Below are 24,109 nucleotides of genomic sequence, written 5' to 3'. Positions count from 1 at the left end.
ACGAGATGTTCTGCCGCCCCCTATGGCTGTTCGCTCCTCTCACCCGTTGCAAGCTGGCCTCACCTTCGATTGGCTCAAACTGAGGGCTGAGCTCAAAAAAATTCTCGATCCCCGGCGGGTGATCAGCAGGCCGGAGGAGCTGCTGGTTTACGAATGCGATGGGCTGGTCAGCTACCGGCAAAGGCCGGCGCTGGTGGTGCTGCCCCGCACGACAGAAGAGGTAGCGCAGGTGGTGAAGCTGTGCAGCCGCTACCAGGTGCCCTTCGTGGCGCGGGGATCCGGCACCGGCCTTTCGGGAGGGGCGCTGCCGCTGGAAAATAGCGTCGTCATCGCCACCACCCTGATGAAGCAGATCCTGGAAATCGACCTGGACAACCGCTGCATGGTGGTGCAGCCGGGAGTAATCAACGCCTGGATTACCCAAGCGGTGGCCGCCCAGGGCTATTTTTATGCGCCGGATCCCTCCAGCCAGTCGGTTTGCTCCATCGGCGGCAATGTGGCGGAAAACTCCGGCGGCGTCCACTGTCTCAAGTACGGGGTGACGGCCAACCACATCCTCGGCCTGACGGTGGTGCTGCCGGATGGGGAAGTGGTGCGCTGGGGGGGCAAGATCCCGGAGATGCCCGGCTACGACTGGGTGGGCCTGTTCGTCGGCTCCGAGGGCACTCTGGGCATTGCTACCGAGATTACCCTGCGCTTGCTCAAGGCGCCGGCCCAGGTGCAGGTCTTGCTGGCGGATTTTGACAGCGTCGAGGCGGCAGGAGCCACCGTTTCCGACATCATCGCCGCCGGGATCATCCCCGCCGGCCTGGAGATCATGGACAACTTCAGCATCAATGCTGTGGAGGATGTGGTGCAGTTGGGCTGCTACCCGCGGGATGCGGCAGCCATCTTGCTGGTGGAGGTGGACGGGCTGGAGCTGGAGGTGGAGGAAGTCGGCCAACAGGTGAGGGCGCTCTGCTTGAAAAACGGGGCCCGCCAGGTGCAGGTGGCCGTCGATGCAGAAGAGCGGGCGCGGCTGTGGAAGGGGCGCAAGGCGGCCTTTGCCGCCATGGGCAAGCTCAGCCCCAACTACTACGTCCAGGATGGGGTGATCCCCCGCAGCCAGCTAGCCTATGTCCTCAAAGAAATCGAGCGCCTCAGCCGCCAGTACGGCTACCCGGTGGCCAATGTGTTCCACGCCGGCGACGGCAACCTCCATCCGCTGATTCTCTACGACGAGTCGGTGCCGGGATCCCTGGAGCAGGTGGAGAAGCTGGGGGGTGAGATCCTCAAGCTCTGCGTGCGCCTGGGAGGCAGCATCTCTGGCGAGCATGGCATCGGGGCCGACAAGCGCTGCTACATGTCGGAGATGTTTACGCCCACGGATTTGGAGAGCATGCAGTGGGTGCGGCAGGTGCTCGACCCGCAGCACATCGCCAATCCCGACAAGATCTTTCCCACCCCCCGCACCTGCGGCGAGGCGGCCCACGCCCACCGGCAGCCGGAATGGCAAGGGATCCCGGTCTTCTAGGTGGCCTGGCGCTGCTGCTGCAGCTCGGCAAAGGCCTGGGCAAAGTCCTCCTGGCGGATGACCAGGGTCTTGGGATCCACCGACTCGGCAGTGGCCCGGTGGCGGCGAATGGCGGCAATTGCCGCCCGGTTGCTCAAGAGAGCCAGATCGGCGCCGCTCCAGCCTTCCGTGCGCTCAGCCCATCCTTCCAGATCCACATCCGGCCCCAGGGGGCGCTTGCGGTTGTGCACGGCCAAGATCTCCCGCCGCCCGGCCCGATCCGGCAGCTCCACACTCAGGTGCAGCTCCAGCCGGCCGGCGCGGGTGAGGGCGGGATCCAAGCTGGCTTTGCGGTTGGTGGCGGCCACCACCAACACCCCCTGGCTGGGGCGGATCCCGTCCAGTTCGGCCAGCAGTTGCCCCAGAACGCGGTCGCTGACGCCGCTATCGCCGGAGTAGCTGCCCCGCGCCGGGGCGAGGGTGTCGATCTCGTCGATGAAGATGACACAAGGGGCGCACTGGCGGGCGCGGGCAAAGAGCTCTCGCACCGCCTGCTCGGAGGATCCCACCCATTTGCTCAAGAGCTCTGGGCCGGAGACGGCGATGAAGTTGGCCTTGGCCTGGGAGGCAATCGCCTTGGCCAGCAGGGTCTTGCCGGTGCCGGGAGGGCCGCTGAGGAGGATCCCTTTGGGCGCTTGCGCCTGGGCCTGCTCGTACAGCTCCGGGTGCAGCAGGGATCCCTCGATGGCCTCCTGCAGAACCTGCTTGGCCTGCTCCAGGCCGCCGATCTGATCCCAGCTCACCTGGGGCGACTCGATTTCCACTGAGCGCAACACCGCCGGCTTCACCTGTTGCAGGGCCTGCTGAAAGTCCGCCGCCGAAACTGTCAAGGAGTCGGGGATGGGGGATCCCAGATCCAGCACCTGCCGCCGCAAGGCCGCATAGGCTGCCGCCTGGCACAGGCCGCGCAGATCTGCCCCCACAAAGCCCAGCGTCTGATCCGCCAGGCTGTCCAAGTCCACATCTTCTGCCAGCGGCATGCCGCGGGTGTGGATGGCCAAGATCTCCCGCCGCCCCTCCCGATCCGGCACCTTGAAAATGACCTCGCGGTCGAAGCGGCCCGGTCGCCGCAGCGCCGGATCCAGGGCCTCGGGCCGGTTGGTGGCCGCCAGCACCACAACACCTTTTTGGGCCACAAAGCCGTCCATCAGCCCCAGCATTTGAGCCACCAGGCGCTTTTCCACCTCTCCCTCGACGGCGGCGCGGTTGGGCACAAGGGCGTCGATTTCGTCGATGAACACCAGACAGGGGGCCGACTTAGCCGCCTTTTCAAATACCTGCCGCAGGCGCGCCTCCGCCTCCCCATAGTACTTGCCGATCAGCTCCGGGCCGACGAGGGCAATGTAGTTCACCCCCAGGCTCTCGGCCAAAGCGCGGGCCGTCAGGGTCTTGCCAGTGCCAGGGGGGCCAACCAACAGCACGCCACGGGGCGGCTCCAAACCCAACTTGGCCAGCAGATCGGGCCGCTTGAGGGGGATCTCCACCAGCTCCCGCAAAGCTTGCAGTTGTTCCTTCAACCCCCCCACATCCTTGAGGCGCGGTCCCGGCCAGGTGTCTGGGCTGCCGGGGGGGTCGGCGACAGTGGCCTCAGGCGTAGGGTCAGCCTTGGGCGGCTCGCGCCAGCCTGACGTGGACATCACCTGAGGCTCGCTGCTCCAGGAGGGATCCCCCGTCTGGGCACTGCGGCGGCGGGGGATAGAACCAGAAGGGGGGATGGAGCTGCCCAGGGATCGGGCCTGGATGCGCACTTCGGTTCGCAGCCCCCCCGTGTTTTTTTTCTCGTCCAGCTTCTGGGCTAGCTCGATGAGCTGCTCAATACCCTGGATAAAGTCGCTTAGATCCGCCACAGCCCGGGTTTTCCGTCTACAAATGACCCACCAACAGAGGTTTTAGCCCATCCCTTGCCGGCTGAGGCTCTCCCCAGTAAGCCAGGGATCCGGCGCCGGCAAGCTTTCTGGTCAGCCCACAGCCTAGAGAGAGCGGGATTCAGCCACAGCCGAGATGGGGGAAGGGCTGGCGGAGAGCTTGCGCACCTCGGAGCAGAAAGAGGCCATGCTGAAGCCGCCGAAGCGCTTGACGGTGCTGGCCCGCAGGCGCAGGTTGGGGCTGGCAAACCAGATGCGCTCCTCCGACTCGGTCATCTCGTACTCGGTGTAGAGGGTGAGGGCGCCGTCCGATCCCATGACGTAGGTGCCGGCCACCGGCACTTTCTCGGCATAGCCCTGATCCCGCAACAGTTGCCCCCGCATGGGGTTGTCGGGATCGGGAATGGGAACCAGCACCACATCGCCTTTGTACTCTTCGTTGTCCCACTCCTGCTCCCCATTCCACTGCACTCGCGCCGCCCCCACGGCCCGCCGTGGATCCACCTTGAACAGCTCACAAACCTGGATAACTGCCGGATCGGCGGGCGAAAGGGTAGCAATTTGCATCCGCGATCTCCCCCCCTCAGAGCGGCGAAAGGCCAAGTGATGGCTGGTACGCTGACACATCCACTCGCCAGCGCTGAGGGCAAAAAACTCCATTACGGTCATCATGGCCGACGCGGATCCTCCTCGATAACAACCGAAATTTGCCGATTCTAACTTGCGCTGTAGCCGTAGATTGGCTCTTGCCGGCTCTGCTGTTCGCGCCAAAACTGCTCGGCAAAAGCCACCGTCGGGTGGAGGGGGGCGCGGGGTTTGCTGCGCAGAACCATGCCCGCCTCTTCGGGCGTGCGGTTGCCCTTGCGCTGGTTGCAGCGCTCGCAGGCAGTCACCACGTTGTCCCAAGTGTGGGATCCCCCGCGAGAAAGAGGCACGACATGATCCAGGGTTAGGTTGTGGGTGCTGCCACAGTACTGACAGGTGTGGTGATCCCGCCGCAGAACCTCCCGCCGGTTAACAGGGGGCACTCGCCAGGCCCGCTCTTTGCCCTTGATGGTCAGGCGGATGTGCTCGGGCACCTCGATCACCTGGCTGGGGGAGCGCACTTTCCATACCGGCACATTCATCATCGCCAGCGGCTCTGCCTTGCCCGTCAGCAGCAGCACAATCGCCCGCCTAATGTTGACCCGGCTAATGGGCAAGTAGTTTTGGGAGAAGACAACGATCGACTGTTCCAGGACGTGGGTAGCAGCAGTCATGACTTAGCTCTTCCATTTGCCGCCATTGTCCTGAGAAATCCGGCGAATGACAAGGTTTCCCCGCAGTGGGCACCATCCAGGCGGATCCCCACCGTTCAACATTCCAGAGTTTCTGACGATCGGGAGCCGGACAGATGGGCTAGTATCCGGGTGATGGTCGGATCCCGTGCCTCCCATGACCTACCCGCTGCATATCGCCTTGGTTTGGCACCAACACCAGCCCCTCTACAAAAGTCCGATAGCGGGTAAATATCGCATGCCTTGGGTGCGCCTACACGGGATCAAAGACTACCTCGACTTGGTTCTGCTGCTGGAGCGCTATCCTCGCCTGCACCAAACGGTCAACCTGGTGCCCTCTCTGATTGTGCAAATCGAAGACTACGTGGCCGGCTCCGCCTTCGATCCCTATTTGGAGCTGACTTTATCTCCTGTCGAAAAGCTGACCCCGGAGCAGCGGCGCTTCATTGTCGAGCGTTTCTTCGACAGCCATTACCCCACCATGATTGAGCCCTATCCCCGCTACCGCCAGCTCTACGAACAGCGGGAATCGCAGGGGATCAACTGGTGCCTACAGTACTGGACACCGCAAGACTTCAGCGACCTGCTGGCCTGGCACAACCTCTCCTGGTTCGATCCCCTCTTCCACGAGGATCCCGAGATCGAGGGCTGGATCAAGATGGGATCCGGCTTTACCCTGGCGGATCGGCAGCGGATCTATGCCAAGCAGCAGCAGATCCTGGCCGCCATCTTGCCCCAGCACGCCAAGCTGCAAGAGAGCGGCCAACTGGAGCTGACCACCAGCCCCTACACCCATCCCATCTTGCCCCTGCTGGTGAGCGAGCGCTCGGCGCGGGTGGCTCGGCCCGGCTTGCCCCTGCCCCGCTACCCCTTCCACTGGGAGCAGGATGTCCACAGCCAACTGGAGCGGGCCAAGCAGATCTACCGGGAGCGCTTTGGCCGCGAGCCGCGGGGTCTGTGGCCTTCGGAGCAATCCGTGAGCCCGGCCATTGTCCCCATCGTGCAAAAGCAGGGTTTTGAGTGGATCATCTCCGACGAGGGCGTGCTGGGCTGGAGCCTGGGCCAACCCTTTCATCGCGACGGGCAGGGCCATATCCTCGAGCCGGAAAAGCTCTATCGGCCCTACCGTCTGGAGAGCGAGGCAGGGGATCTGGCCATTGTCTTTCGGGATCACCGCCTCTCCGATTTGATCGGCTTCAGCTACAGCGCCATGCCCGCCGATGCTGCCGCCAAGGATCTCATCGGCCACCTGGAGAGCATCCGCAACCGCCTGCCCCAGGAACAGCCCTGGCTGGTCACCATCGCCCTAGATGGGGAAAATTGCTGGGAGTACTACCCCCAAGATGGCCGGCCCTTCCTGGAGAACCTCTATGCCCGCCTCAGCCAGCACCCGGCGCTGCGCTTGGTGACGGTTTCGGAGTTTTTGGACCAGTTTCCCCCTACGGAGTTTCTGCCAGCCGAACAACTGCACAGCGGCTCCTGGATTGAAGCTGACTTTACCACTTGGATCGGGGATCCCGTCAAAAACCGCGCCTGGGAGCTCCTGGCCCAAGCCCGCCAGGTCATTCAGGATCACCCTCACGCCAATCCCGAAGCCTGGGAAGCCCTCTGGGCCGCCGAGGGATCCGACTGGTTCTGGTGGTTTGGGGCGGGCCATTCCTCGGCCCACGATGCCGTTTTCGACCAGTTGTTTCGGGAACATCTGCAGGCCCTCTACACCGCTTTGGGAGAGGCCGTGCCGGCAGTGCTGCAGTTCCCTCTCGAGGATCACGATGGGCTGGGGGATCGCCTGCCGCAAGGATTTATCCACCCGGCCATCAACGGCCGCCCCGCCGAACGGGAGTGGAGCCAAGCCGGGCGGGTGGAGATCGGCGCCGCCCGCGGCACCATGCACCGCAACAGCGTCGTCCGCCGCCTCTGGTACGGGTTCGATCACTTCAACCTCTACCTGCGGCTGGATTTTAACTCGGTGGTGCAGCGGCCCAAGCAACTGCAGGTGCTGTGGTTTTACCCCAACTGCGTCACCGTCAACAGCCCCATTCCCCTCCAAGGGTTGCCGGCAGAAGCCCCCCTCAACTACCACTACCGCCACCTGTTGAAGCTATCGCTGCCGCCCCCCGGCACCGGCCAGCATCCCGCCCCTGTCGAGGCTCAGCTCTTGCAGGCAGGGGAGTACCACACCTGGCACGCCATCAGCCACCAAGTGAAAGCGGTGGTGGATGCCTGTTTGGAGGTGGCTATTCCTTGGAGCAATCTGGGCGCCCAGCCGGGACAAGAGCTGCAGTTCGTCATCGTGGCCGCCGATGGCGAGACCTTCCAGGAAGGGATCCCGCCCAAGGCCACCATCGCCCTGCGCAGGCCTTGAGCGGCTGGCCGTTGATCCTTAGAATCTCTGGTTATGCAGCGCGACCTCTACCCGCCCATCGAGCCTTACGATCACGGCTTTCTCCCCGTCTCTTCCCTGCACACCCTCTACTACGAGCAGTGCGGCAACCCAGACGGGAAGCCGGTGGTGTTTTTGCACGGAGGGCCCGGCGGCGGCATCGATCCCCTTTACCGGCAGTACTTCGAGCCCAGCCGCTGGCGGGTGGTGCTGTTCGATCAACGCGGCTGCGGCAAGAGCCGCCCCTACGCCGAGCTGCGGGAGAACACCACCTGGGATCTGGTGGCCGATATCGAAAAGCTGCGCCGGCACCTGGGCATTGAGCGCTGGTGGGTGTTCGGGGGCAGTTGGGGCAGCGCCCTCGCCTTGGCCTATGGGCAAACCCACCCCCAATCCTGCCTGGGGTTTATCTTGCGGGGCATTTTTCTGCTGCGCTCGTTTGAGATCCGCTGGTTCTACCAGTCGGGGGCCAGCTACCTGTTCCCCGATGCTTGGGAACATTACCTGGATCCCATCCCCCCCAACGAGCGGGATGACCTGCTGGCAGCCTACCACCGCCGCCTCAACGACCCCGATCCCCAGGTGCGCCTGAGGGCGGCCCGCGCCTGGGCCATCTGGGAGGCCAGCACCAGCAAGTTGATCCCCAGCCCTGAGCTCATCGAGCGCTTTGGCCGGGAAGAGTTTGCCGAGGCCTTTGCCCGCATCGAGTGCCATTACTTCGTCCACGGCGGCTTTCTGGATCCTGAAGATCAGCTCCTCAGGGGGGTGGAGCGCCTGCGCCATCTGCCGGCTGTCATTGTCCAGGGGCGCTACGATGTGGTCTGCCCCCCCATTTCCGCCTGGGAACTGCACCAGGCCTGGCCAGAGGCGGAGTTTCATCTCATTCCCGATGCCGGCCATTCCATCACCGAGCCCGGGATCCGCACCGCCCTGCTGCAGGCCACCGATCGCTGCGTTGGTCTGTGAGCCGCTGAGATAGGCCGGGTTGAGGATCCCAAGAGCTTGAAGAATTGCTACAGAAATGCCGGCAAAACCTTGGGATCTAGCCCCAAAGCACGGCCAAGCCTATCGACAGTTGGCGATTTTGGGTTTATCACTGAGGGAAGGGCGGTGCAAGCTGCCCGGTTGATGGCTTCCGCTGTGTCTCTCGGGCTGGTCGATCCATCCCAATGCTTTTGCGGATCTCAACTTGTTATTCTTCGCCGTTTCCAGGCTCGAACTATGCAGAAACCGAACACTCTGTTCAAGCTTGCCCTCGCCCTGCCCGCCTCCCTCCTGCTGGCAGATGCTGTTGTGGCCTACCCCTGTGACTCGGTTGGGGGTGAAGCTTACAACTTCTACAGCCCCACGGTTCAGGTTGACAGTTTCGGGGCTCAGGTGTCGCCTGCTGTCGTAGGCAACGGTTTCATCGGGGTTGCCATCGAAGCGGTGGATGGACAGCCGGCTCAAGGCGCTATCAGCCGTCGCCTGTTCGGCCCTGCGCCTCGAGTTCAAGGGGTGCAGGTGGTTGGCCTGCTCCAGGATGGCCCGGCTCAACGAGCGGGTCTGGCCCAGGGGGATATTTTGATTGGGGTGGACGGGCAGCGGGTCACCTCGGTGCAACATGTGCAGCAAATTATCCAAAACACCCCCGTGGGCCAGCGGGTACCCATTACCTTCCGGCGCGGCGGACAAGTGCTATCGACGGTGGTTGTGGTCGGCGATGGCCGTGTGTTGCGCCCCTTGATGCTGCAGCAGCAGTGAGTGTTGCCAGGGATCCCTTGCTGAGCTCTCTGTGACTGCTGCACTAGGGACAGAGTGGGCAGTTTGGGCGGTTTGCGGCCTCAATGGGCTGCTGTTTTTAGCCTTGCTTGCCCTGATTCCTGTCCTCTTGAACCTGCGGTCGGCGCTCTGGGTTACGGAGCGGGCTATGGCTGATTGGCGGGAAGCCGCTGAGCGGGCTTTGGCTCCCACGCCGGCTGAGTTGCTGCGCCTGCGGGATCGGCTGCGGGAGAATCGCTATACCCTCGACCGCTGGCAGCGCCGTCTGCAGTTTTGGCAAGGGATCCGCAGGGTGGCTGTTTGGCTGGGGCGCAGGCTGTGAGGGGCATGGATACCCATCCCATCCGGCTGCAGGTGATGGCCAATGCGCTGGCGGGGATCGCCGAGGAGATGGGGGCGCGCCTCATCCGCGGTTCTTACTCGGCCAACATCAAGGAACGGCGGGATTGCTCGACAGCCCTGTTCGACGCCCAAGGGGCCTGTATTGCCCAGGCGGCCCACATTCCAGTTCACCTGGGAGCTCTCTCGGAGGCGGTGCGGGCGGTGGTGGCAGCCGGCCCGCGGCCCGGCGATGTGTTCGTCCTCAACGATCCCTACCAGGGGGGATCCCATCTGCCGGATATCACGGTGGTTACGGCCATCCCCGGCCTGCGGGATCCAGAACAGGTCTGTGCCTATGCGGTGAACCGCGCCCACCATGCCGATATTGGGGGGATGCGCCCCGGCTCCATGCCCGCCGACTCTACGGAAATCTGGCAGGAGGGGCTGGTGATCCCGCCGCTACGGCTGGCCCAGATGACCTCGACAGGGGAGCTGCGCTGGCAGGAGGATCTGCTGCGCCTGATCCTGGCCAATGTGCGCAACCCTGAGCAGCGGCGGGGAGATTTGCAGGCCCAGGTGGGGGCCAGCGCCGTGGGGGTGAGCCGGTTTGGCGAGCTGCTGGCCCGGTTCGGGGAAGAGGAGGCCTGGCAGTTGATTGCCGGGGTGATCGCCTACAGCCGACGGCGGATGCAGGCCCAGATCCGCGCTCTGCCCGATGGGATCTACACCGCCTGCGACTACCTGGAGGGCTACGGGGATCCGCCTGAGCCCATTGAGATCCGGGTGCAGGTAGAGGTCAAGGGGGAGAGGCTGCGGGTGGACTTCGCCGGCACAGCCCCGGCCACCGCGGGGAACCTGAACGCGCCTCTGGCCGTGACCCGCTCGGCGGTGCTCTTTGCCCTGCGCTGCCTGTTGGATCCCACTGCCCCCAGCAATGTCGGCCTGGAGGATCCCATCGAGATTGTGGCCCCGCCCGGCTGCCTGGTCAATGCCCAATTTCCGGCGGCGGTGGTGGCCGGCAACGTGGAAACCTCGCAGCGCATTGCCGATGTGGTGTTCAAAGCCCTGGCCCCGGTGGCCGGATCCCGTGCCATCGCCCAGGGGCAGGGCACCATGAACAACTGCGTGCTGGGCAACCGCCACTTCACCTACTACGAAACCCTGGGGGGCGGCCAGGGGGCCAGCCAGCAGCGACCAGGCCTGGATGGGGTGCACGTGGGCATGAGCAATACCCTCAACACCCCCATCGAAGCCCTGGAGCTGGAGTATCCCCTGCGGGTGCTGCGCTACGAGTTGCGCCCAGATTCCGGCGGCCATGGCCGCCAGCGGGGCGGGTGGGGGCTGATCCGCTCCATCCAGACCTTGCAAGATTGCACCCTCTCCCTGCTCACCGACCGGCGCCACCATGCCCCGCAAGGGGAAGAAGGCGGCGAACCTGGCCAGCTGGGGATCAACCTCGTCAACGGGGATCCCTTGCCCAGCAAGATCAGCCGCCCCCTGAAAGCCGGCGATGTGCTCACCCTCTACACCCCTGGCGGCGGGGCTTGGGGGTCCAGCGAGGAGGAGCAGGCACCCGAACCCACATAGCGCAGGCGAGCGAGAAACAACTGCTCGCAGCGGCGGAGCACATCATCGCGGCTGGCGAAGTGCTCCAGCCTTTGCACTTCTTGACCCTTCTCAAACAAAATTAAGGTCGGCAGCGAGCGCACCCGATAGCGGCGCGGCAGCCAAAAATTGTCGTCCACATTCACCCGCAGCACCTTGACCGCGCCGCCCCACTCTGCTGCGAGACGGTCGGTAATCGGCTGAATGAAGCGACACAGGCCACACCAAGGGGCACCAAAATCCACCAACACCAACCCGTCACTTGTCAAAAGTTCTTGATTAAAAGCATCTAAAGCAACTTGCAAGTTCATCACTCCCAGACTAAAGAAGTTGTTTGGGATCATGCTACCAGGCAACCCCGCTGGCTGCAGAAACCATTTGCGGATGAAAGGCATAAAGAATCACAACAAAGCTGAACACCCCCAGATAGGCCCAGCGCAGAAACTCTCGCGGTTGCAGGTGTTGTCGCCGCTGCAGAATGGCCAAGCCGGGGATCACAGAAGTACGGGCCTTGAGATCGCGGAAGGCCTGGCCGTATTTCCGCTCCAGACGGTGATCCCCGTGCCAGACGGCGAACAGGTGGTAGGCCACCAGCCCCAGGGAAGTGACCAGCATAAAACTGGAGCCAATCCAAAGGGAATGGGCCACACACCAGATCACCTGGCCCACCATTTGGGGGTGGCGGGTGATGCGGATGATCCCGGTCTCAAACAGGTGAATCTCCGGCTTGTGAATGGCAGCAATCTCCAGTAAGTTGAAGGTAGCCGGATACAAAAAGAAAAACGAGAGCGCCGACAAAAGAACAACGGTGGTGTGAATGCCGGGGACAGCATGGAGATCCCAGAGGATCACCCCGTCGTAGCGATGGTTCAAAAAGTAGATCAGCAACAGCGGAGCCAAGCTGAGGCTGACCAGCGCAAAAAGAAGGCGGTACAGACGGGATCCCAGCCAAGCTTCCCCCCAGGGGCGCAAGTGGGCCAGCCCACTGTGAGCACAGGCAAACCCCAAGATCATGCCCAACATGATCGCGTGGGATCTGTACCGGGCGAGCTCCGGCAGCAAGTGGTTGAAGAAAGTGGACAGCATCTTTTCGATGGCTCCTCTTCCGGTGTCGCTGTGACTTATGCTTAAAGATAAGTTACATTGGGCAAGCTTCCGATGCTGAAACCTTTTTTTCTACGTTTTCTCGGCCTGCTCCTCTCGGTCACCCTGATGCTGGGCTGGGCGACCGCAAGCGCTCAGGCGGCCCGCCTCACCGGCAAGTACTACGAAGACAGCATGACCCTGATCCAAACCCTGCGCACCGTTCTCTCGGAAGCGGATCCCGTGATGAATCCAGAGGAGGCGCAGGTGGAAGCGATGGAGGCCATTCAAGAATTTGCAGGGCGCTACCATGGCCATCGCTACGACAAGCTGCAATCCTTTACGACTCTGCGCACCGTGTTCAACACCGTGGCCTCCCACTACCGCACCTCCAAGCGGCCTCTTGACCCAGAGAAGGTGGAGCGGGTGCTGATGCAACTGGATCGCGCTGAGCTGGCCTTGCGCCGCGAAGGTTAAGCTTTTCAGATCTCCCAGATCCAAATCACTGGGCGAGGCGCAGGATTACCTTGATGACAACCCGGTGGAGGCTGCTTTCGCCAAGCTCCAGATCGCCCCCCATTTCTCTCAGGAGCCGTTCGCTCACCCGCCAAGCAGCGCAACCCTTTGTTTGGATGGGCACATGGCACCGCCCTTCCAGATTCCACTCCAGGCACAGGCGCCCCTCCGCTGCTGCGATGGGATAGAGGTGTAGAGCCATCGAACCATAGCGTAGGGTGCGAATACCCCAGCGACACACCCCCAGCAGAGCCTGCACCAAACCGTGGGGATCCGCCCAAACCATAAGGCTGTCCGGGAGGGCGGGCAGCTCAGAGGCAGAAGGCGGTTGTAGGATCGGCCATTCGTAGCGAATGCCCTGATCCTGGGCCTGTAGGCGAGTTAGGCTGTACACATCCTGAAGGAGGGGACGGAGTCGGGTCGGCTTCGGTTGCAAGGGTTGAATGGGCAGGTCGTGGCGGGCCAGGCGGCTGTACTCCTCGAGCAACTGGATCAGGCGCTCCACCGCTTCTTTGGCACTTTGAAGGTACTCCCGCTCTTCTTCGCGGGAATCGCACAGATCGGACAGCACCAACTGCAGGGATCCCATCTGGCTGCTGAGGGGGTTGCGCAGCTCGTGGCCAATGCTGACGAGCAGCTCCTGCTGAAAGGCGCGCATCACCTCCGAGCGCTCAAACGCAAACTGCCAATCCACCGCCTCTTGCCTGACGGCAGCAGCGGCCTGCTGGGAGGGAGGATCGGGTTTTGCTGCGGGCAAGGGTTTCCTCCAGAGGTACTTCGGACAAAAGGTAGGAGATCCCGTTGATGTTCGAAGCAGGGCGTTCGGATGGAGAGCCTTGGGTTTTAGCTAGTTTGACAACGGCGCGCTCCTGGATCCTACCTTTTTCTTCCCAACTTTCTAGCCGACGAAGTGGGCGCTGACCACCCGCTCAATTCCGGCCAAATCCCGGTGGACTTGGATCTGCTGATAGCCGCCTCTGGCCTGCAACTGCTCCGCCACCCAAGGGGCTTGGCCTTGCATCACCTCCACCGCCCAAAAGGAGTTGGGGGCCAAGTAATCCGGTGCTTTTTGAATCAAAAGCCGCAAGTGCACCAGCCCATCTTCCCCGCCATCGAGGGCCTGTCGTGGCTCGTGCAGCCGTACCTCGGGCATGAGGTAGGCCAGCTCCCCGGTGGGGATATAGGGCGGGTTGGAAACCAGGCCACGCAGCCGACCTCGCCAGGGATCCAAAGGCGCAAACCAGGATCCCTGTAACAGCTTCACCCGTTCCTGCAGATGATAGTCCGCCACATTGGCTGCCGCAACGGCCAAAGCCTCTGGGCTCACGTCCACCGCTAGAAGCTGCAACTGGGGATGCCCCTGGGCCAAAGCGATGGCAATGGCCCCGCTGCCGGTGCCCAGGTCGGCAAAAGGGGATCCCGGCGGCAGCAGGTTAGACTGCAACCAAAGGGAGGCTTGCTCCACCAGCAGCTCGGTCTCCGGGCGCGGGATCAACACCGCTGGCGTTACCCGCAAGCTCAAACCTGCCCACTCTACCCTTCCCAGCAGGTACTGCAGGGGGATGCGCTCTGTCAGCCGGCGCCGCCACAGCTCCTCTACCTCCGCCAGCGGATCCCCCTGCAGCGTCGGGGGCCGACCCAGCAAGCGCTCCAACGATCCCCAGCCCAGCCGTTCCCTAAGCAGAAGTTCCACCTCCTGAGGAGGGATGCCGGCGGCTTGCGCCGCCTGCAGAGCCTGGGCACGCCAGGCCAGCAATTGCTGCACCAGCGCAGAGGGGGATCCCATCAGGAGCTAGGTCAACGCCGCTGAGGCTGGGGAGTGGCAGGTGGATTGGGCTGGGGAGTGGCAGAGCGAATTAACGATTGCACGTACTCCAGCGACGCGCGCGGCGGAATGAAGGCGATCTTCTGCACATCCTCCTGGGCGTCAGGGGCTAACATGCGCTCCACCACGATGGCCAGGGAAGTGACCTCGATCTGGGTTTTGCCGACCACCTCGGGGTTCTGCGCCGCCGCCCGGTCTAAAGCCCCCTTCAGGTCGTTGCGGTCGAAGAAGAAAGGCACCACCTCCTGGCCATCCTGCTCGATGGTCAGCAACCCCTCTCCCGAGCGGCCATAGAACAGCGGCACGCCGATCACTTCCGGCGGCACCTCCTGACCCGTTTCTTTCAGCACTTGCTTGGCCGCCTCCACATCAGCAGCCCGAGGCACCACCTCAAAGTACAGATTGCTATTCTTGGCCCGCTCTTCTTCCGACTTTTCGTAGGCGTAGCCCAAGGGAATGGGCACCACCTGGGCTTGCTGGCCCACCTCAGGGTTCTTGGCTTTCACCTGATCCAACGCTTGCTGGGCTTGGTTCTGATCCAGCCAGAAAGAAGCCACCTGGATGGTGCGACCCTCCCGCTCTACGTTAGCGACCACAGGGGTGCCGTTCTGAGACACAATGGCAAAAACCGGCACCAGATTCAGCCGCTCCGCCACTTCTTGACGACTCATGGGGGCTGCCACTGCCTGAGTCGAGAGGGGCCCCCCTTGAGCAAAAGTAGGAACTCCCCCCCAGATCACCCCCGCCAACCCCAGCAGGAGGGTGCTGCGAACTGCCGCTACGAACGCGGCCCGCCCGCCTGCCTGAGCTCTACGGCGGCAGAGGGATCCCAAAAGCGGCACTGCATTACCGCGCATCATTTTCATCTCTACTCCTGGCATCACGCCTTGTCTTCGTTGCTATTGGGTCAGATCCCTGAAACACTAACCGACGACCTCTGCCCAAGAGGAGCTGACCAAGCTCACCTTGCTCAACACAGCTCAGGCTGGCCATGCGGCGCACTCTTGGGACTTTGGGGACAGCGCCTGGCGAAGCTGGCCCTTGCTGACACTACGCCCCTCTACCCTTTTTGACGAGCGCCCCCTGGGCCACCCTAGAAGGCAAGGTTAAAGCATTTGCTCAACCCCTGTCGAGGGGTAAAGCCCTCGTTTTGGGTGGGGATCCCGCATCACCTCCTACTATATACGGAGTCTAACAAAGCGGATCCACACCAAATACAGATAGCCCCTCCATCCTCTGGCTGTAGAGTCTGGGCTGAGAAGGCAGGATCCTGGGAACGCGGCAGCGGCGTGGGGCGCCTGGGCTGAGGGCAAAGCTCCCATCAGGCAAAGCTCTTGCTTCCCGATCCCGCTACTGACTGAGGTTCCGAAATGGGAAACAGACGGCCCTGCTCGACGGTAACTTGAACCCGCGTGCCCACCGGCAAAGCTTCCCGCGCCAGGGCGTGCAATTGCTTGCCCGTCTCTGTAACCAGACAATAGCGATACTCTCGCCCCAGAAACTGTCGATCCCGAATGGTAACTCTCCCCTGGGGATTGGGATGCAGACGTAACTCCTCCTGCCGGATCATCAGCTCTCCCTGGCGCAGATGGGGATCGGGCTGATCCCTCAAAGCCTGAAATGGGATGTGCAGCAGCCCCTCAGCTTGCCAACCGAACTCCCGCCGCTCACAGCGAAGAAAGTTGGCCTGGGCGATGAATTCCGCCACAAAGCGGGTAGCCGGCTCCCGATAGACTTCCTCCGGGGATCCCCATTGCTCAATACGGCCTTCCCGCATCACCGCCACCCAGTCGGAAAGGCAGAGAGCCTCCTCTTGGTCGTGGGTAACGAAAATGGCCGAGGTCTGGGTTTGCTTGAGGATTTTGCGGATTTCTTCCCGCAAGTAGTAGCGCACCTGCACATCCAAGTTGCTCAACGGCTCATCCAAAAGGATTAGGCTGGGCTTGGGGGCCAGAGCTCGGGCCAGGGCCACCCGCTGCTGCTGCCCGCCTGAAAGTTCATGAGGATAGCGGTGGGCGTAGTCCTCTAGACCCACCAACCGCAACACCTCGTCAGCCCGTTCCCGCGCCTGTTGGGCAGCGCCTCCCACCTCAGCCGAGGAGGAGCGACTGCCGCCCCCCGCTGCCGACGCGAACAGGGCAGTGGGCCGGAGGCCAAACATCACATTGGCCAACACATCCAAGTGGGGAAACAGGGCAAAATCCTGAAACACCAGCCCCACCCCCCGCCGCTCCGGTGGGATCCACTGCCCCTCCCCGGCCACCACTCGCCCCCCCAGCAGGATCCGCCCGCTGTCTGGCTGCTCAAAGCCGGCAATGGTGCGCAATAAAGTGGTCTTCCCACAGCCCGATGGGCCGACAATCCCCAGAATGTCTCCCTGGGGCAGGCGAAACGCCACTTCCTGCAAAACCAACTGCCGCTGGCCGGGAAACCCCTTGCTGATGTGCTCAACCTCAAGAATGTAGGGAGAGTCCGTCCGGGCAGCGGTGGACGTCGAGGAAATCAAAAACTCGGCCATGATCGTTGTTGCAAAAGATTTTCACTATCTTTACCAGACTACCATACCTCAGATCCTTCCCGGCCCGACGCCAGTCAGCTAGAGGGCGGCGGAGAGGGATCGATGCCAGTCTTTCCTGTTTGCTTGGAGGGGCAGGCAGGAATTAGTGTTACACTGGGTTAACGAAGTTTCCCAGGCTCTGGTGGCGCTTATTCTCGACGGCGCATCCCAGAGTTTTATTGTGGATGAGTTTTGAGACCCAGTTTCCCGAACGTGCCCTGATTACGGGGGCCAGTCGAGGGATCGGCAAAGCAGTGGCCCTAGCCCTAGCTCGGCAGGGGGTGGCAGTTGCTCTGGTGGCCCGTTCCCATCCCGATTTGCTGGGGGTACAGGCGGAGATCCAGGCAAAGGGAGGAAAGGCGGAGGTTTTTCCCATCGACTTGGCCGACTTAAGAGCCCTGCCGCAGCGGTTGCAGGCTCTCCTGGATCAATTTGGTGTTTGTGATGTCTTGGTCAATAACGCCGGCATAGCCCATGTCGGGCCTTTGGCCACCTTATCTTTGTCCGATTGGCAGCGGGTGATCGACTTGAACCTGACGGCAGCTTTTCTCTGTGCCCAAGCCGTCCTGCCGGCGATGCGCCGGCAGCGCTGCGGCACGATTGTCAACATTATCTCCATTGCGGGCAAGCGAGCCTTTCCCAATTGGGGGGCTTACTGCGCCAGTAAGTTTGGCCTGCTGGGCTTTTCTCAAGCCCTGGCCGCAGAGGAACGGCAGCATGGCATTCGGGTGACCAGCCTGTGTCCCGGAGCTGTGGATACACCTCTTTGGGATACAGTTCAGGTCGATTTCGACCGTTCCAAAATGCTCTCGCCGGAGTTGGTGGCGGACTTGATTGCCCACATCGTTCGCCTGCCCAAGGGTGCCGTGGTGGAAGATCTGACCCTCATGCCGGCAGCAGGGGCCTTTTAGGCCGGGCTGGAGCTGGCTTTTCCTGTAACGGCCTTTGTGACTGAGCTTTTGAGGAGATCTGCCTGCACCGCCTCCCTTGACAAGTTCCTTCAACCCTTCGTTCAACCCAAGGAATATCCTGCTATGACTCTTGCCAAGCCTGGATCCGGTGCCGAGTTTCGACTCAACGACAAAGCCAACCTGAAGTCTCGCCTTGTCCGAGATCTGTCCCATGCGGCGGGGCAAGAGCCCGAGGGCTCAGAGAGCCTGGATCCGGCGATGGTAGCGGCAGTGGAGACGTTGCTGCGGGGAATTGGGGAGGATCCGCAGCGGGAGGGCCTCAAGAAAACGCCGGAGCGGGTGGTGGCCGCCCTGAAATTTTTGACCAGCGGCTATCGGCAGTCCCTGGAAGATCTCATCAACGGCGCCATCTTCGACGAGGGCCACGACGAGATGGTGCTGCTGCGGGATATTACTTTGTTCAGCCTCTGCGAGCACCACCTCTTGCCCTTTATCGGCAAGGCCCATGTTGCCTACATCCCCCGCCAAAAGGTGGTGGGCCTGAGCAAGATCGCCCGCATTGTCGAGATGTACTCCCGCCGCCTGCAGGTTCAGGAGCGCCTTACCCGCCAGATCGCGGAAGCTTTGATGACCATGCTGGATCCCTATGGGGTGGGGGTGGTTATCGAGGCTACCCACATGTGCATGGTGATGCGGGGGGTGCAAAAGCCGGGCTCTTGGACGGTCACCAGCTCGATGGTGGGGGTGTTCCAGGAGGATCCCCGCACGCGGGAGGAGTTTTTGAGCCTCATTCGCCACCCGTCCAACCTTTAAGGATGCCGCGGCGCTTTGCCGGCAAGAAAGCTAATCCTCTGCTCTGGCTGGGCATACTAGCTTAAAATCGACGCAGATCCTGCCAGAAGCGAGGCCTGTTATGAGCGAGGTTAGCCCCGAAAATCAATTTCCCACCGACTTAGACTCCGGTTGGAAGCCGCCGACCCCGCCTGTTATCCAGCGCCCCGCGCGTGCGGCCGCGCAAGCGCCCTCGGCAGAACCCCCAACCCAGCTAGATCCGGTGCTGGGCAGGGCTGCTCCTCCCCCTGTCGGGAGCGGATCCCGTCCTGTCCCCAGCGCCCCCAAGCCCATCTTGGGCCGGCCCGTCCCCCCAGATGTGGCCGTCGCCCCCCCGCAGACGCCGGTGCCCATGCCGGGCCCTGCCACTCCCCCGCAGATGTCTCCGCCCCCTCCAGCTCCTGCTGCCCGGCCTCAGGTGTCTCCCCCCAGCCCCGGTTCGGCTGCTCCGCCTTTTGGGCCGCCGGCTCGCCCCACGGCTGCTGGACGGATCCCGGTGGCCGCCGCTGCTCCTAAGTCTGCCCCCGCTGGACCGACGCTGCGCCAACTGGTGCAGGAAGCCTACGAAAAAGGCTACTCGGATATTCACCTGGGGGTGGGAGAGGTGCCCCGTTTCCGGGATCGGGGGCAAATTGTGATAGGCAACTACCCGGTCACCACCACCGAGGTGTTCTATAGCTGGCTGCGGGAAAGCCTGCCGGAGAACCAAATCCGCCAGTTTGAGGAGTGCCTGGAGCTGGATACCGCTATCCAGTACGAGGGCTTGGTGCGCTGCCGGGTTAACTGCTTTGTTTCTCTGCTAGGGCCTGCCATGGTGCTGCGCCTGATCCCGCTCAAGATCTTGACGCTGGAGCAGTTGCGGGCGCCGGAGGTGCTCAAGCGCATTGCCGAGGAGCACAAGGGCCTGGTACTGGTGACAGGCCCCACCGGCTCCGGGAAGTCCACAACCCTGGCGGCGATGGTGGACTACATCAACTCCAACTTTGCTAAGCACATCATCTCGATTGAGGATCCCATCGAGTTCGTCCACCAGAGTAAGAAATCGCTGGTGCGGCAGCGGGAGGTCGGGATCCACACCCTGGAGTTTGCCAACGCCCTCAAGGCTTCGCTGCGGGAAGATCCGGACATCATCCTCATCGGGGAGATGCGGGATCGCGAAACCGTGGATACGGCTCTCAAGGCCGGCCAGACGGGCCACCTGGTGTTTGGAACCCTGCACACCAACAGCGCCGTCCGCACCATCGAGCGTCTCTTGGGGATCTACCGGCCAGAGGAGCAGGAGCCAATGCGTCTGCAACTGGCCGAGACTCTAGTAGCAATTATTGCCCAGACGCTGGTGCGCACCACCGACGGCAAGCGCACCGCTGCCCACGAGATTATGCGCAACACCGATGCCATCCGCGACTACATCAAACGGGGTGCCGTGGACGAGATCGAGGAGCTGATTGCCGACGGCTCCTACGAGGGGATGTGTACCATGAACCAGTCGCTGTTTCGGCTCTACCAAGAGGGGCGCATTACAGAGGAGGTGTGTCTGGAGGCGGCTCCGCGGCGCAACGAGATGGCCCAATGGCTGCGGGGGCGCATCTGAGGTCGCTGCCCCGCAGGGTGGGTGCTTGAGGGAAAGCTCGCCCTATCCTAAACTGAGAGCAAGCGGCAAGGCTGGCTTTCTGGGCCATATTCTCATCTCCTGAGCCGAGCTTTGGCTTGCGGGATGGGTGCCGGATTGGTGAACAAATTGAATTGAAAGCAAGTTAGCAAACAGGAGAATTCCTACCGTGAGCGTGATCAACCAGATCATCGAGACCGCGGACGACCAACTGCGCTATCTCTCCGTCAGCGAACTGCAAGCTATCAAAGATTACATGAGCAGCGGCGAGAAGCGTTTGCAGATCGCTCAGGTGTTAACTGAGAACAAAAAACGCATTATCGATCAGGCGCAGAAGCAGCTATTTGCCAAGCGACCCGAATACATACAACCCGGCGGCAATGCCTACGGCGAAAAGCGCTATAACCAGTGCCTGCGGGACTACGACTGGTATCTCCGCCTGGTGACCTATGGCATCATTGCCGGCAGCAAAGAGCCGATCGAATCCATCGGCTTGATAGGGGTGCGGGAGATGTACAATGCCCTCAACGTGCCCATTGCCGGTATGATCGATGCGATCGTGTTCTTGAAGGAAGCAGCCCTCAGCCTGCTGGATCCGGACTCCGCCGCCGAGGCTGCCCCCTATTTCGACTACATCATCAATGCCATGAGCTAGCTCGCCTCTCTTGAGGAGGGAGGCCGGTCTGGGCGGTGGAGAGGCAAGCTTTGGTGGTCTTGCTGCCTACAGAGATGCCAGGGCGGTGCGGGCGTGGGCGGCCACCTGCTCTTGGGGATCCTGGGCCAGCCGGGTTAGGCCGGGGCGGGCGGCTTCGGTGCCGAGCTGGGCTAGAGCAATGCAGACGCGGTAGCGCAACTGCCAATCGTCCGAATCGATGAGGGGCTCCAAATGGGGGATGGCCCGCGGATCCCCTAGATCTCCCAGGGCAGCGGCAGCGGCTGTTGTTAGCAGCTCGTCTCCTTCCTGTAAAACCTGCACTAGGGTGTCGAAGGCGGCGGGGTTGCCCAGCTCGCCCAGCGCGGCGACAATGCTAAAGCGCACCAGCCACTCCGTCTCTCGCCGGTAAGCCTCTAGCAGATCGTCTAGGGCCTGTGGCTGCTTCAGATCCCCCAGGGCGGCGGCGGCGGCAGCCCGCACATCGAACTCGGGGTCCTCTCGCAAAAACTGTCGCAGAATCGGCAAAAGGGCAGCCGGGTCGACACCTGCGCCGGAGAGCGTGCCCAATTGGCTAATGGCGGCATAGCGGACGCGGGCATTCTCGTCGGTTACAGCTCGCTGCAACAGCGTCAAGGCTTCGGTCGCGGGGAGCTCTCTGGCCTTGTTGACGGCGCGCAGCCGATCCCCCAAGTTCTGAGAGCTCAACAGCTCCAGCAAGGCCGGCAGATCCCCAGAAGTTGTCGTCATCTCCTTTTCTCCCCCTAACCCGGCTATAGCAAAGGACGAAAAGCCGATGTTATCATTCTGAGGCAGTGCATCCAGTTTTTGTGAACTTATGGCCTTACTGCAGCAAGAGAAGCAGGAGATTATCGAGACCTACCGACTTCACGACACTGACACCGGCTCTGCCGAGGTACAAGTTGCTCTTCTAACCAGCCGTATCAACCAACTCTCGCAGCACCTTCAGAAAAACCCGAAAGATTTCAACTCGCGCCGCGGCCTAATGATGATGATCGGTCGGCGTAAGCGGCTGCTCAACTACATTGCCAAACGTTCTCCCGACCGCTTCCGGGAGCTGGCCGAACGGTTGAACATTCGGGTGAAAAAGTAGGCAGCTAGCTAAATCACTGTCGGAGAGCTACCTTCGTGGGCAAGTCCAGCCGCTATTCCAAAGCCTCCCGCCGCCGCTCCAGCTCTACCCCTGCTCAGGTGGAGACGCAACCGACCCAAAGAGAGCCGGTTGCTGTCATTCCCCCTGAGGTCAGCCGGCGTATGGTGCGGCGGATCTTGGTCTTTTCCGGGATCCCTTCTGGCCTTGGCTTGAGCAGCTTTTTTGTCAATTACTATCTCTTAACCAACCATGTGATAGCCCTGCCCCCCTACTTTACTTTGGTGGAGTCGCTGGCCTTTTTCGGCCTTGGCTTTTTGGGCATTAGCTACGGCGTGTTCTCGGCTTCTTGGGATCCAGAGCCGGGATCCCTGCTGGGGATTGACGAGTTCCGCCGCAACCTAGGCAATGTTTTCAAGCAATGGCGCGAGTTGTCTGACCCTTCTAAGCCGTCGGAAGCTGACGAATCCTAGATTTTGCTCTCTCCCCCAGCCCCGTTATCCCCCATACCTTACATTCCGCTCGGTGGTGCGGAATTGCAGGATCGTCAGGCTCACCACAATTAAGAAGAGCACAATGGATTGGGCGGCTGCCCTGCCCAAATTGCCTGACGATACGCCAATCTTGTAGATCTCGTACATCAACACCGAGGTGGATCCGGAAGGGCCGCCGGCAGTCAGCAAATCAATGGTGCCGAAAATATCGAAAAAGGCGTAGGTCATGTTGGTGATCACCAAAAAGAAGGTGATGGGGGAAAGCAGCGGTAGAGTGATGGAAAAGAAGCGGCGAAGGGCCCCCGCCCCATCGATGGCAGCCGCCTCCTGCAAATCTTTAGGCAGGTTTTGCAGCCCAGCCAGATAAAACAAAATGTTGTAGCCCATTTGCTTCCAAACGCTGGCAAAGATCACCACCCAAGGGGCTAAATTGGGATCGCTCAGCCAGTTCAAACGTGGGATCCCTACTAACCCCAGCAAGTAGTTGGCTACGCCGCCCAAGGGGTTGAAGATAATGAAAAAGATGATACCGGCCACTGCTGGCGAAATGGCGTAGGGCCAGATCAGCAAGATGCGATAGATTGCCGCCCCGCGGATGGGCTGGTAGGCCAGCGTGGCAATCAACAGGGATCCGCTCAGCCCCAACACCACGATGGCCGCCGAAATGGCGAAGGTAATCCCCAGGCTGCGCAGATAGGTGGCATCCGTCAGCAGAGCGGTAAAGTTGTCCACACAGACGAAGCGGCTGCGCGGCGCGCCCACAAAGGTGAGCAGGGTGGAGAGGCGCAGGGTATCCAGCCCTGGATAGTAGAGAAACACCACCAAAATGGCGAAGGTGGGCAACAAGAGCAGCCAGGCCAGCCACCCCTGCTTGAAGATACCCCTCTCTTGGGGAGCTGCACTGGGGATCCCCAGGCGGCGCTCCCGCTCCTTGCGGATCTAGGCCAGCAGCGGCCAGAGGGGGATGGCCATGCCCGCCAGCACCAACCCCACGCCAAAAGCGAGGTCGATGGCCTTGCGCTCCGGCTCAAAGGTGCAAAAATCCAGCGGCACCATGAAGATCAGGGATCCCAACCCTCCTGCCAGCCCCCCCAGAGCCGCCCCCAGCAGCACAGGCCGCTCGATGCGCCGAAAACGGGATCCCACCCAGAGGGCCCCCGACAACCCCGCCAGCAGCGGCAGCAGCACTTGGATCCATTTCCCCATGTTCTCTCTCCCATCCAACCTTGCAAAAGCCAAAAAGGGGCAGGCCGCCGCCCACCCCCCATCCTCAGATTTTGCTTTGCTGTAGCCCAGCTCCTGACCAATTACTGATAGAGGGAGTTGTACTCGGCCAGAAGCCGGTTGGCAGTCTCGTTGGCCCTGGCCATGGCTTGGGCCGGATCCCCGCCCTTGAGCATGAGATCTTCCATGGTCTGGGTTACCACATTGCGAATCTCAGGAAAGGCTCCCAGCAACGCCCCACGGGTGGCAGGAGTGACCTTGGAGTTGTTGATTTGGTCGATAGCAGTGAAGAAGTTGGGGTTTTCCTTGAACCAGCCCTGCGACTCCAGCAAGGCTACCGAGCTTTTGCGAATGGGCAGATAGCCGGTCACTTGGTGCCATTCGGCAGCATTTTCGGTGTTATTCAGCCACAACATGAAGGTCAGCGCCCCCTCTTCCACCTCTTTGGGCAGATCCTTCACCAACCAAAGGCTGGCGCCCCCGATCAAGTTCCCCGTCCAACCCTTGTCGGCGTTGTAGGGCATGCGGGTGG

The 24,109-nt window shown here is 61.9% G+C and carries 26 protein-coding genes; 13 read left to right on the top strand and 13 right to left on the bottom strand.

Annotation, left to right across the window (positions count from 1 at the left end):
* Nucleotides 1-22: 22 nt before the first annotated feature.
* Nucleotides 23-1,513, top strand: coding sequence for a glycolate oxidase subunit GlcD (gene glcD, locus NW846_RS06370; protein ID WP_414515588.1), 1,491 nt, complete (start codon nt 23-25; stop codon nt 1,511-1,513).
* Here the strand turns inward: glcD and NW846_RS06365 are convergent.
* The 3 genes from NW846_RS06365 to NW846_RS06355 all read right to left on the bottom strand — a co-directional run bounded on the left by NW846_RS06365 (nt 1,510) and on the right by NW846_RS06355 (nt 4,676).
* Nucleotides 1,510-3,399, bottom strand: coding sequence for an AAA family ATPase (locus NW846_RS06365; protein ID WP_414515586.1), 1,890 nt, complete (start codon nt 3,397-3,399; stop codon nt 1,510-1,512). The two genes, glcD and NW846_RS06365, sit on opposite strands and share 4 nt — an antisense overlap.
* 123 nt (nt 3,400-3,522) lie before the next feature.
* Nucleotides 3,523-4,086, bottom strand: a complete 564-nt coding sequence (locus tag NW846_RS06360; RefSeq protein ID WP_011431579.1) for a phycobiliprotein lyase — start codon at nt 4,084-4,086, stop codon at nt 3,523-3,525.
* A gap of 47 nt (nt 4,087-4,133) precedes the next feature.
* On the bottom strand, nt 4,134-4,676 hold the full coding sequence (locus NW846_RS06355; RefSeq protein WP_011431578.1) for an HNH endonuclease: 543 nt from the start codon (nt 4,674-4,676) through the stop codon (nt 4,134-4,136).
* A gap of 175 nt (nt 4,677-4,851) precedes the next feature.
* On the opposite strand from NW846_RS06355, the gene NW846_RS06350 reads away from it, so the two are divergent.
* The 5 genes from NW846_RS06350 (at nt 4,852) to NW846_RS06330 (ending at nt 10,746) form a co-directional block, all read left to right on the top strand.
* On the top strand, nt 4,852-7,059 hold the full coding sequence (locus NW846_RS06350; RefSeq protein ID WP_099812693.1) for a glycoside hydrolase: 2,208 nt from the start codon (nt 4,852-4,854) through the stop codon (nt 7,057-7,059).
* A gap of 33 nt (nt 7,060-7,092) precedes the next feature.
* On the top strand, nt 7,093-8,043 hold the full coding sequence (gene pip / locus NW846_RS06345) for a prolyl aminopeptidase (protein WP_011431576.1): 951 nt from the start codon (nt 7,093-7,095) through the stop codon (nt 8,041-8,043).
* A gap of 255 nt (nt 8,044-8,298) precedes the next feature.
* Nucleotides 8,299-8,820, top strand: coding sequence for a PDZ domain-containing protein (locus NW846_RS06340; protein ID WP_240527784.1), 522 nt, complete (start codon nt 8,299-8,301; stop codon nt 8,818-8,820).
* Between the two features lie 31 nt (nt 8,821-8,851).
* On the top strand, nt 8,852-9,160 hold the full coding sequence (locus NW846_RS06335) for a hypothetical protein (protein ID WP_414347394.1): 309 nt from the start codon (nt 8,852-8,854) through the stop codon (nt 9,158-9,160).
* Nucleotides 9,161-9,165: 5 nt separating this feature from the next.
* Nucleotides 9,166-10,746 (top strand): hydantoinase B/oxoprolinase family protein, encoded by a 1,581-nt coding sequence (locus NW846_RS06330; RefSeq protein ID WP_041439269.1) that lies wholly within the window; start codon nt 9,166-9,168, stop codon nt 10,744-10,746.
* Here the strand turns inward: NW846_RS06330 and NW846_RS06325 are convergent.
* The gene (locus tag NW846_RS06325; protein WP_011431572.1) at nt 10,683-11,075 is read right to left on the bottom strand and encodes a thioredoxin family protein; all 393 of its coding nucleotides are present in this window, start codon (nt 11,073-11,075) and stop codon (nt 10,683-10,685) included. The two genes, NW846_RS06330 and NW846_RS06325, sit on opposite strands and share 64 nt — an antisense overlap.
* Before the next feature lie 34 nt (nt 11,076-11,109).
* Nucleotides 11,110-11,850 carry an NnrU family protein gene (locus NW846_RS06320; RefSeq protein WP_049749798.1) on the bottom strand — a complete coding sequence of 247 codons (741 nt, stop codon included), beginning with the start codon at nt 11,848-11,850 and terminating at the stop codon, nt 11,110-11,112.
* A gap of 72 nt (nt 11,851-11,922) precedes the next feature.
* On the opposite strand from NW846_RS06320, the gene psb27 reads away from it, so the two are divergent.
* Nucleotides 11,923-12,324: a photosystem II protein Psb27 gene (psb27, locus tag NW846_RS06315; RefSeq protein ID WP_011431570.1), complete on the top strand. Its 402-nt coding sequence runs from the start codon at nt 11,923-11,925 to the stop codon at nt 12,322-12,324.
* A gap of 25 nt (nt 12,325-12,349) precedes the next feature.
* On the opposite strand, the gene NW846_RS06310 is transcribed toward psb27, so the two are convergent.
* The 4 genes from NW846_RS06310 to NW846_RS06295 form a co-directional block, all read right to left on the bottom strand.
* Nucleotides 12,350-13,120, bottom strand: a complete 771-nt coding sequence (locus tag NW846_RS06310; protein ID WP_011431569.1) for a sensor histidine kinase — start codon at nt 13,118-13,120, stop codon at nt 12,350-12,352.
* 141 nt (nt 13,121-13,261) lie between these two features.
* A complete protein-coding gene (prmC, locus tag NW846_RS06305) occupies nt 13,262-14,149 on the bottom strand; it encodes a peptide chain release factor N(5)-glutamine methyltransferase (protein ID WP_041438671.1) in 888 nt (295 codons plus the stop codon).
* Nucleotides 14,150-14,160: 11 nt separating this feature from the next.
* Entirely contained in the window at nt 14,161-15,054 is an 894-nt protein-coding gene (locus NW846_RS06300) for a Tic22 family protein (RefSeq protein ID WP_011431567.1), read from the bottom strand.
* Nucleotides 15,055-15,509: 455 nt separating this feature from the next.
* Nucleotides 15,510-16,706, bottom strand: a complete 1,197-nt coding sequence (locus tag NW846_RS06295; protein WP_011431566.1) for an ABC transporter ATP-binding protein — start codon at nt 16,704-16,706, stop codon at nt 15,510-15,512.
* 224 nt (nt 16,707-16,930) lie between these two features.
* Here NW846_RS06295 and NW846_RS06290 point away from each other — a divergent pair, with 224 nt between their 5' ends.
* The 4 genes from NW846_RS06290 (at nt 16,931) to apcD (ending at nt 20,751) form a co-directional block, all read left to right on the top strand.
* The gene (locus NW846_RS06290; protein ID WP_414348181.1) at nt 16,931-17,656 is read left to right on the top strand and encodes an SDR family oxidoreductase; all 726 of its coding nucleotides are present in this window, start codon (nt 16,931-16,933) and stop codon (nt 17,654-17,656) included.
* Nucleotides 17,657-17,779: 123 nt separating this feature from the next.
* Nucleotides 17,780-18,469, top strand: coding sequence for a GTP cyclohydrolase I FolE (folE, locus tag NW846_RS06285; RefSeq protein WP_099812699.1), 690 nt, complete (start codon nt 17,780-17,782; stop codon nt 18,467-18,469).
* Between the two features lie 370 nt (nt 18,470-18,839).
* On the top strand, nt 18,840-20,078 hold the full coding sequence (locus NW846_RS06280; RefSeq protein WP_369781494.1) for a type IV pilus twitching motility protein PilT: 1,239 nt from the start codon (nt 18,840-18,842) through the stop codon (nt 20,076-20,078).
* Nucleotides 20,079-20,265: 187 nt separating this feature from the next.
* Nucleotides 20,266-20,751 carry an allophycocyanin subunit alpha-B gene (gene apcD / locus NW846_RS06275; protein WP_011431562.1) on the top strand — a complete coding sequence of 162 codons (486 nt, stop codon included), beginning with the start codon at nt 20,266-20,268 and terminating at the stop codon, nt 20,749-20,751.
* Between the two features lie 66 nt (nt 20,752-20,817).
* Here the strand turns inward: apcD and NW846_RS06270 are convergent, their stop codons facing one another.
* Complete coding sequence (locus NW846_RS06270) at nt 20,818-21,498, bottom strand: HEAT repeat domain-containing protein (RefSeq protein ID WP_099812700.1); 681 nt, start codon at nt 21,496-21,498, stop codon at nt 20,818-20,820.
* Between the two features lie 88 nt (nt 21,499-21,586).
* Between NW846_RS06270 and rpsO the strand changes: the two genes are divergently transcribed.
* Nucleotides 21,587-21,862 carry a 30S ribosomal protein S15 gene (gene rpsO / locus NW846_RS06265; protein WP_011431560.1) on the top strand — a complete coding sequence of 92 codons (276 nt, stop codon included), beginning with the start codon at nt 21,587-21,589 and terminating at the stop codon, nt 21,860-21,862.
* 35 nt (nt 21,863-21,897) lie between these two features.
* The gene (locus NW846_RS06260; protein ID WP_011431559.1) at nt 21,898-22,332 is read left to right on the top strand and encodes a PAM68 family protein; all 435 of its coding nucleotides are present in this window, start codon (nt 21,898-21,900) and stop codon (nt 22,330-22,332) included.
* A 24-nt stretch (nt 22,333-22,356) separates the two neighbouring features.
* Here NW846_RS06260 and NW846_RS06255 read toward each other — a convergent pair whose 3' ends face one another.
* From NW846_RS06255 to NW846_RS06245, 3 genes are all read right to left on the bottom strand, one after another.
* Entirely contained in the window at nt 22,357-23,199 is an 843-nt protein-coding gene (locus tag NW846_RS06255; protein ID WP_414348269.1) for a carbohydrate ABC transporter permease, read from the bottom strand.
* A gap of 93 nt (nt 23,200-23,292) precedes the next feature.
* Entirely contained in the window at nt 23,293-23,559 is a 267-nt protein-coding gene (locus NW846_RS06250; RefSeq protein WP_414348271.1) for a hypothetical protein, read from the bottom strand.
* A gap of 101 nt (nt 23,560-23,660) precedes the next feature.
* A partial coding sequence (locus NW846_RS06245; protein ID WP_414515582.1) for an extracellular solute-binding protein occupies nt 23,661-24,109 on the bottom strand: 449 nt, incomplete at its 5' end.

It is taken from the genome of Synechococcus sp. W60.3 (genome assembly GCF_047502615.1).
In the GTDB taxonomy this organism is placed as follows: Bacteria; Cyanobacteriota; Cyanobacteriia; order Thermostichales; family Thermostichaceae; genus Thermostichus.
This window is presented reverse-complemented; position numbering and strand designations above follow the sequence as displayed.

Excerpts from the sequence above, each read along its gene's own strand:
- NW846_RS06360 (WP_011431579.1), bottom strand. The coding sequence starts at position 4,086 with ATGACCGTAATGGAGTTTTTTGCCCTCAGCGCTGGCGAGTGGATGTGT.
- NW846_RS06270 (WP_099812700.1), bottom strand. The coding sequence starts at position 21,498 with ATGACGACAACTTCTGGGGATCTGCCGGCCTTGCTGGAGCTGTTGAGC.
- NW846_RS06295 (WP_011431566.1), bottom strand. The coding sequence starts at position 16,706 with ATGGCCGAGTTTTTGATTTCCTCGACGTCCACCGCTGCCCGGACGGAC.
- prmC (WP_041438671.1), bottom strand. The coding sequence starts at position 14,149 with ATGGGATCCCCCTCTGCGCTGGTGCAGCAATTGCTGGCCTGGCGTGCC.
- NW846_RS06320 (WP_049749798.1), bottom strand. The coding sequence starts at position 11,850 with ATGCTGTCCACTTTCTTCAACCACTTGCTGCCGGAGCTCGCCCGGTAC.
- NW846_RS06300 (WP_011431567.1), bottom strand. The coding sequence starts at position 15,054 with ATGAAAATGATGCGCGGTAATGCAGTGCCGCTTTTGGGATCCCTCTGC.
- NW846_RS06250 (WP_414348271.1), bottom strand. The coding sequence starts at position 23,559 with ATGGGGAAATGGATCCAAGTGCTGCTGCCGCTGCTGGCGGGGTTGTCG.
- NW846_RS06350 (WP_099812693.1), top strand. The coding sequence starts at position 4,852 with ATGACCTACCCGCTGCATATCGCCTTGGTTTGGCACCAACACCAGCCC.
- glcD (WP_414515588.1), top strand. The coding sequence starts at position 23 with ATGGCTGTTCGCTCCTCTCACCCGTTGCAAGCTGGCCTCACCTTCGAT.
- pip (WP_011431576.1), top strand. The coding sequence starts at position 7,093 with ATGCAGCGCGACCTCTACCCGCCCATCGAGCCTTACGATCACGGCTTT.
- psb27 (WP_011431570.1), top strand. The coding sequence starts at position 11,923 with ATGCTGAAACCTTTTTTTCTACGTTTTCTCGGCCTGCTCCTCTCGGTC.
- NW846_RS06340 (WP_240527784.1), top strand. The coding sequence starts at position 8,299 with ATGCAGAAACCGAACACTCTGTTCAAGCTTGCCCTCGCCCTGCCCGCC.
- rpsO (WP_011431560.1), top strand. The coding sequence starts at position 21,587 with ATGGCCTTACTGCAGCAAGAGAAGCAGGAGATTATCGAGACCTACCGA.
- NW846_RS06355 (WP_011431578.1), bottom strand. The coding sequence starts at position 4,676 with ATGACTGCTGCTACCCACGTCCTGGAACAGTCGATCGTTGTCTTCTCC.
- NW846_RS06325 (WP_011431572.1), bottom strand. The coding sequence starts at position 11,075 with ATGAACTTGCAAGTTGCTTTAGATGCTTTTAATCAAGAACTTTTGACA.
- folE (WP_099812699.1), top strand. The coding sequence starts at position 17,780 with ATGACTCTTGCCAAGCCTGGATCCGGTGCCGAGTTTCGACTCAACGAC.
- NW846_RS06330 (WP_041439269.1), top strand. The coding sequence starts at position 9,166 with ATGGATACCCATCCCATCCGGCTGCAGGTGATGGCCAATGCGCTGGCG.
- NW846_RS06280 (WP_369781494.1), top strand. The coding sequence starts at position 18,840 with ATGCCGGGCCCTGCCACTCCCCCGCAGATGTCTCCGCCCCCTCCAGCT.
- NW846_RS06290 (WP_414348181.1), top strand. The coding sequence starts at position 16,931 with ATGAGTTTTGAGACCCAGTTTCCCGAACGTGCCCTGATTACGGGGGCC.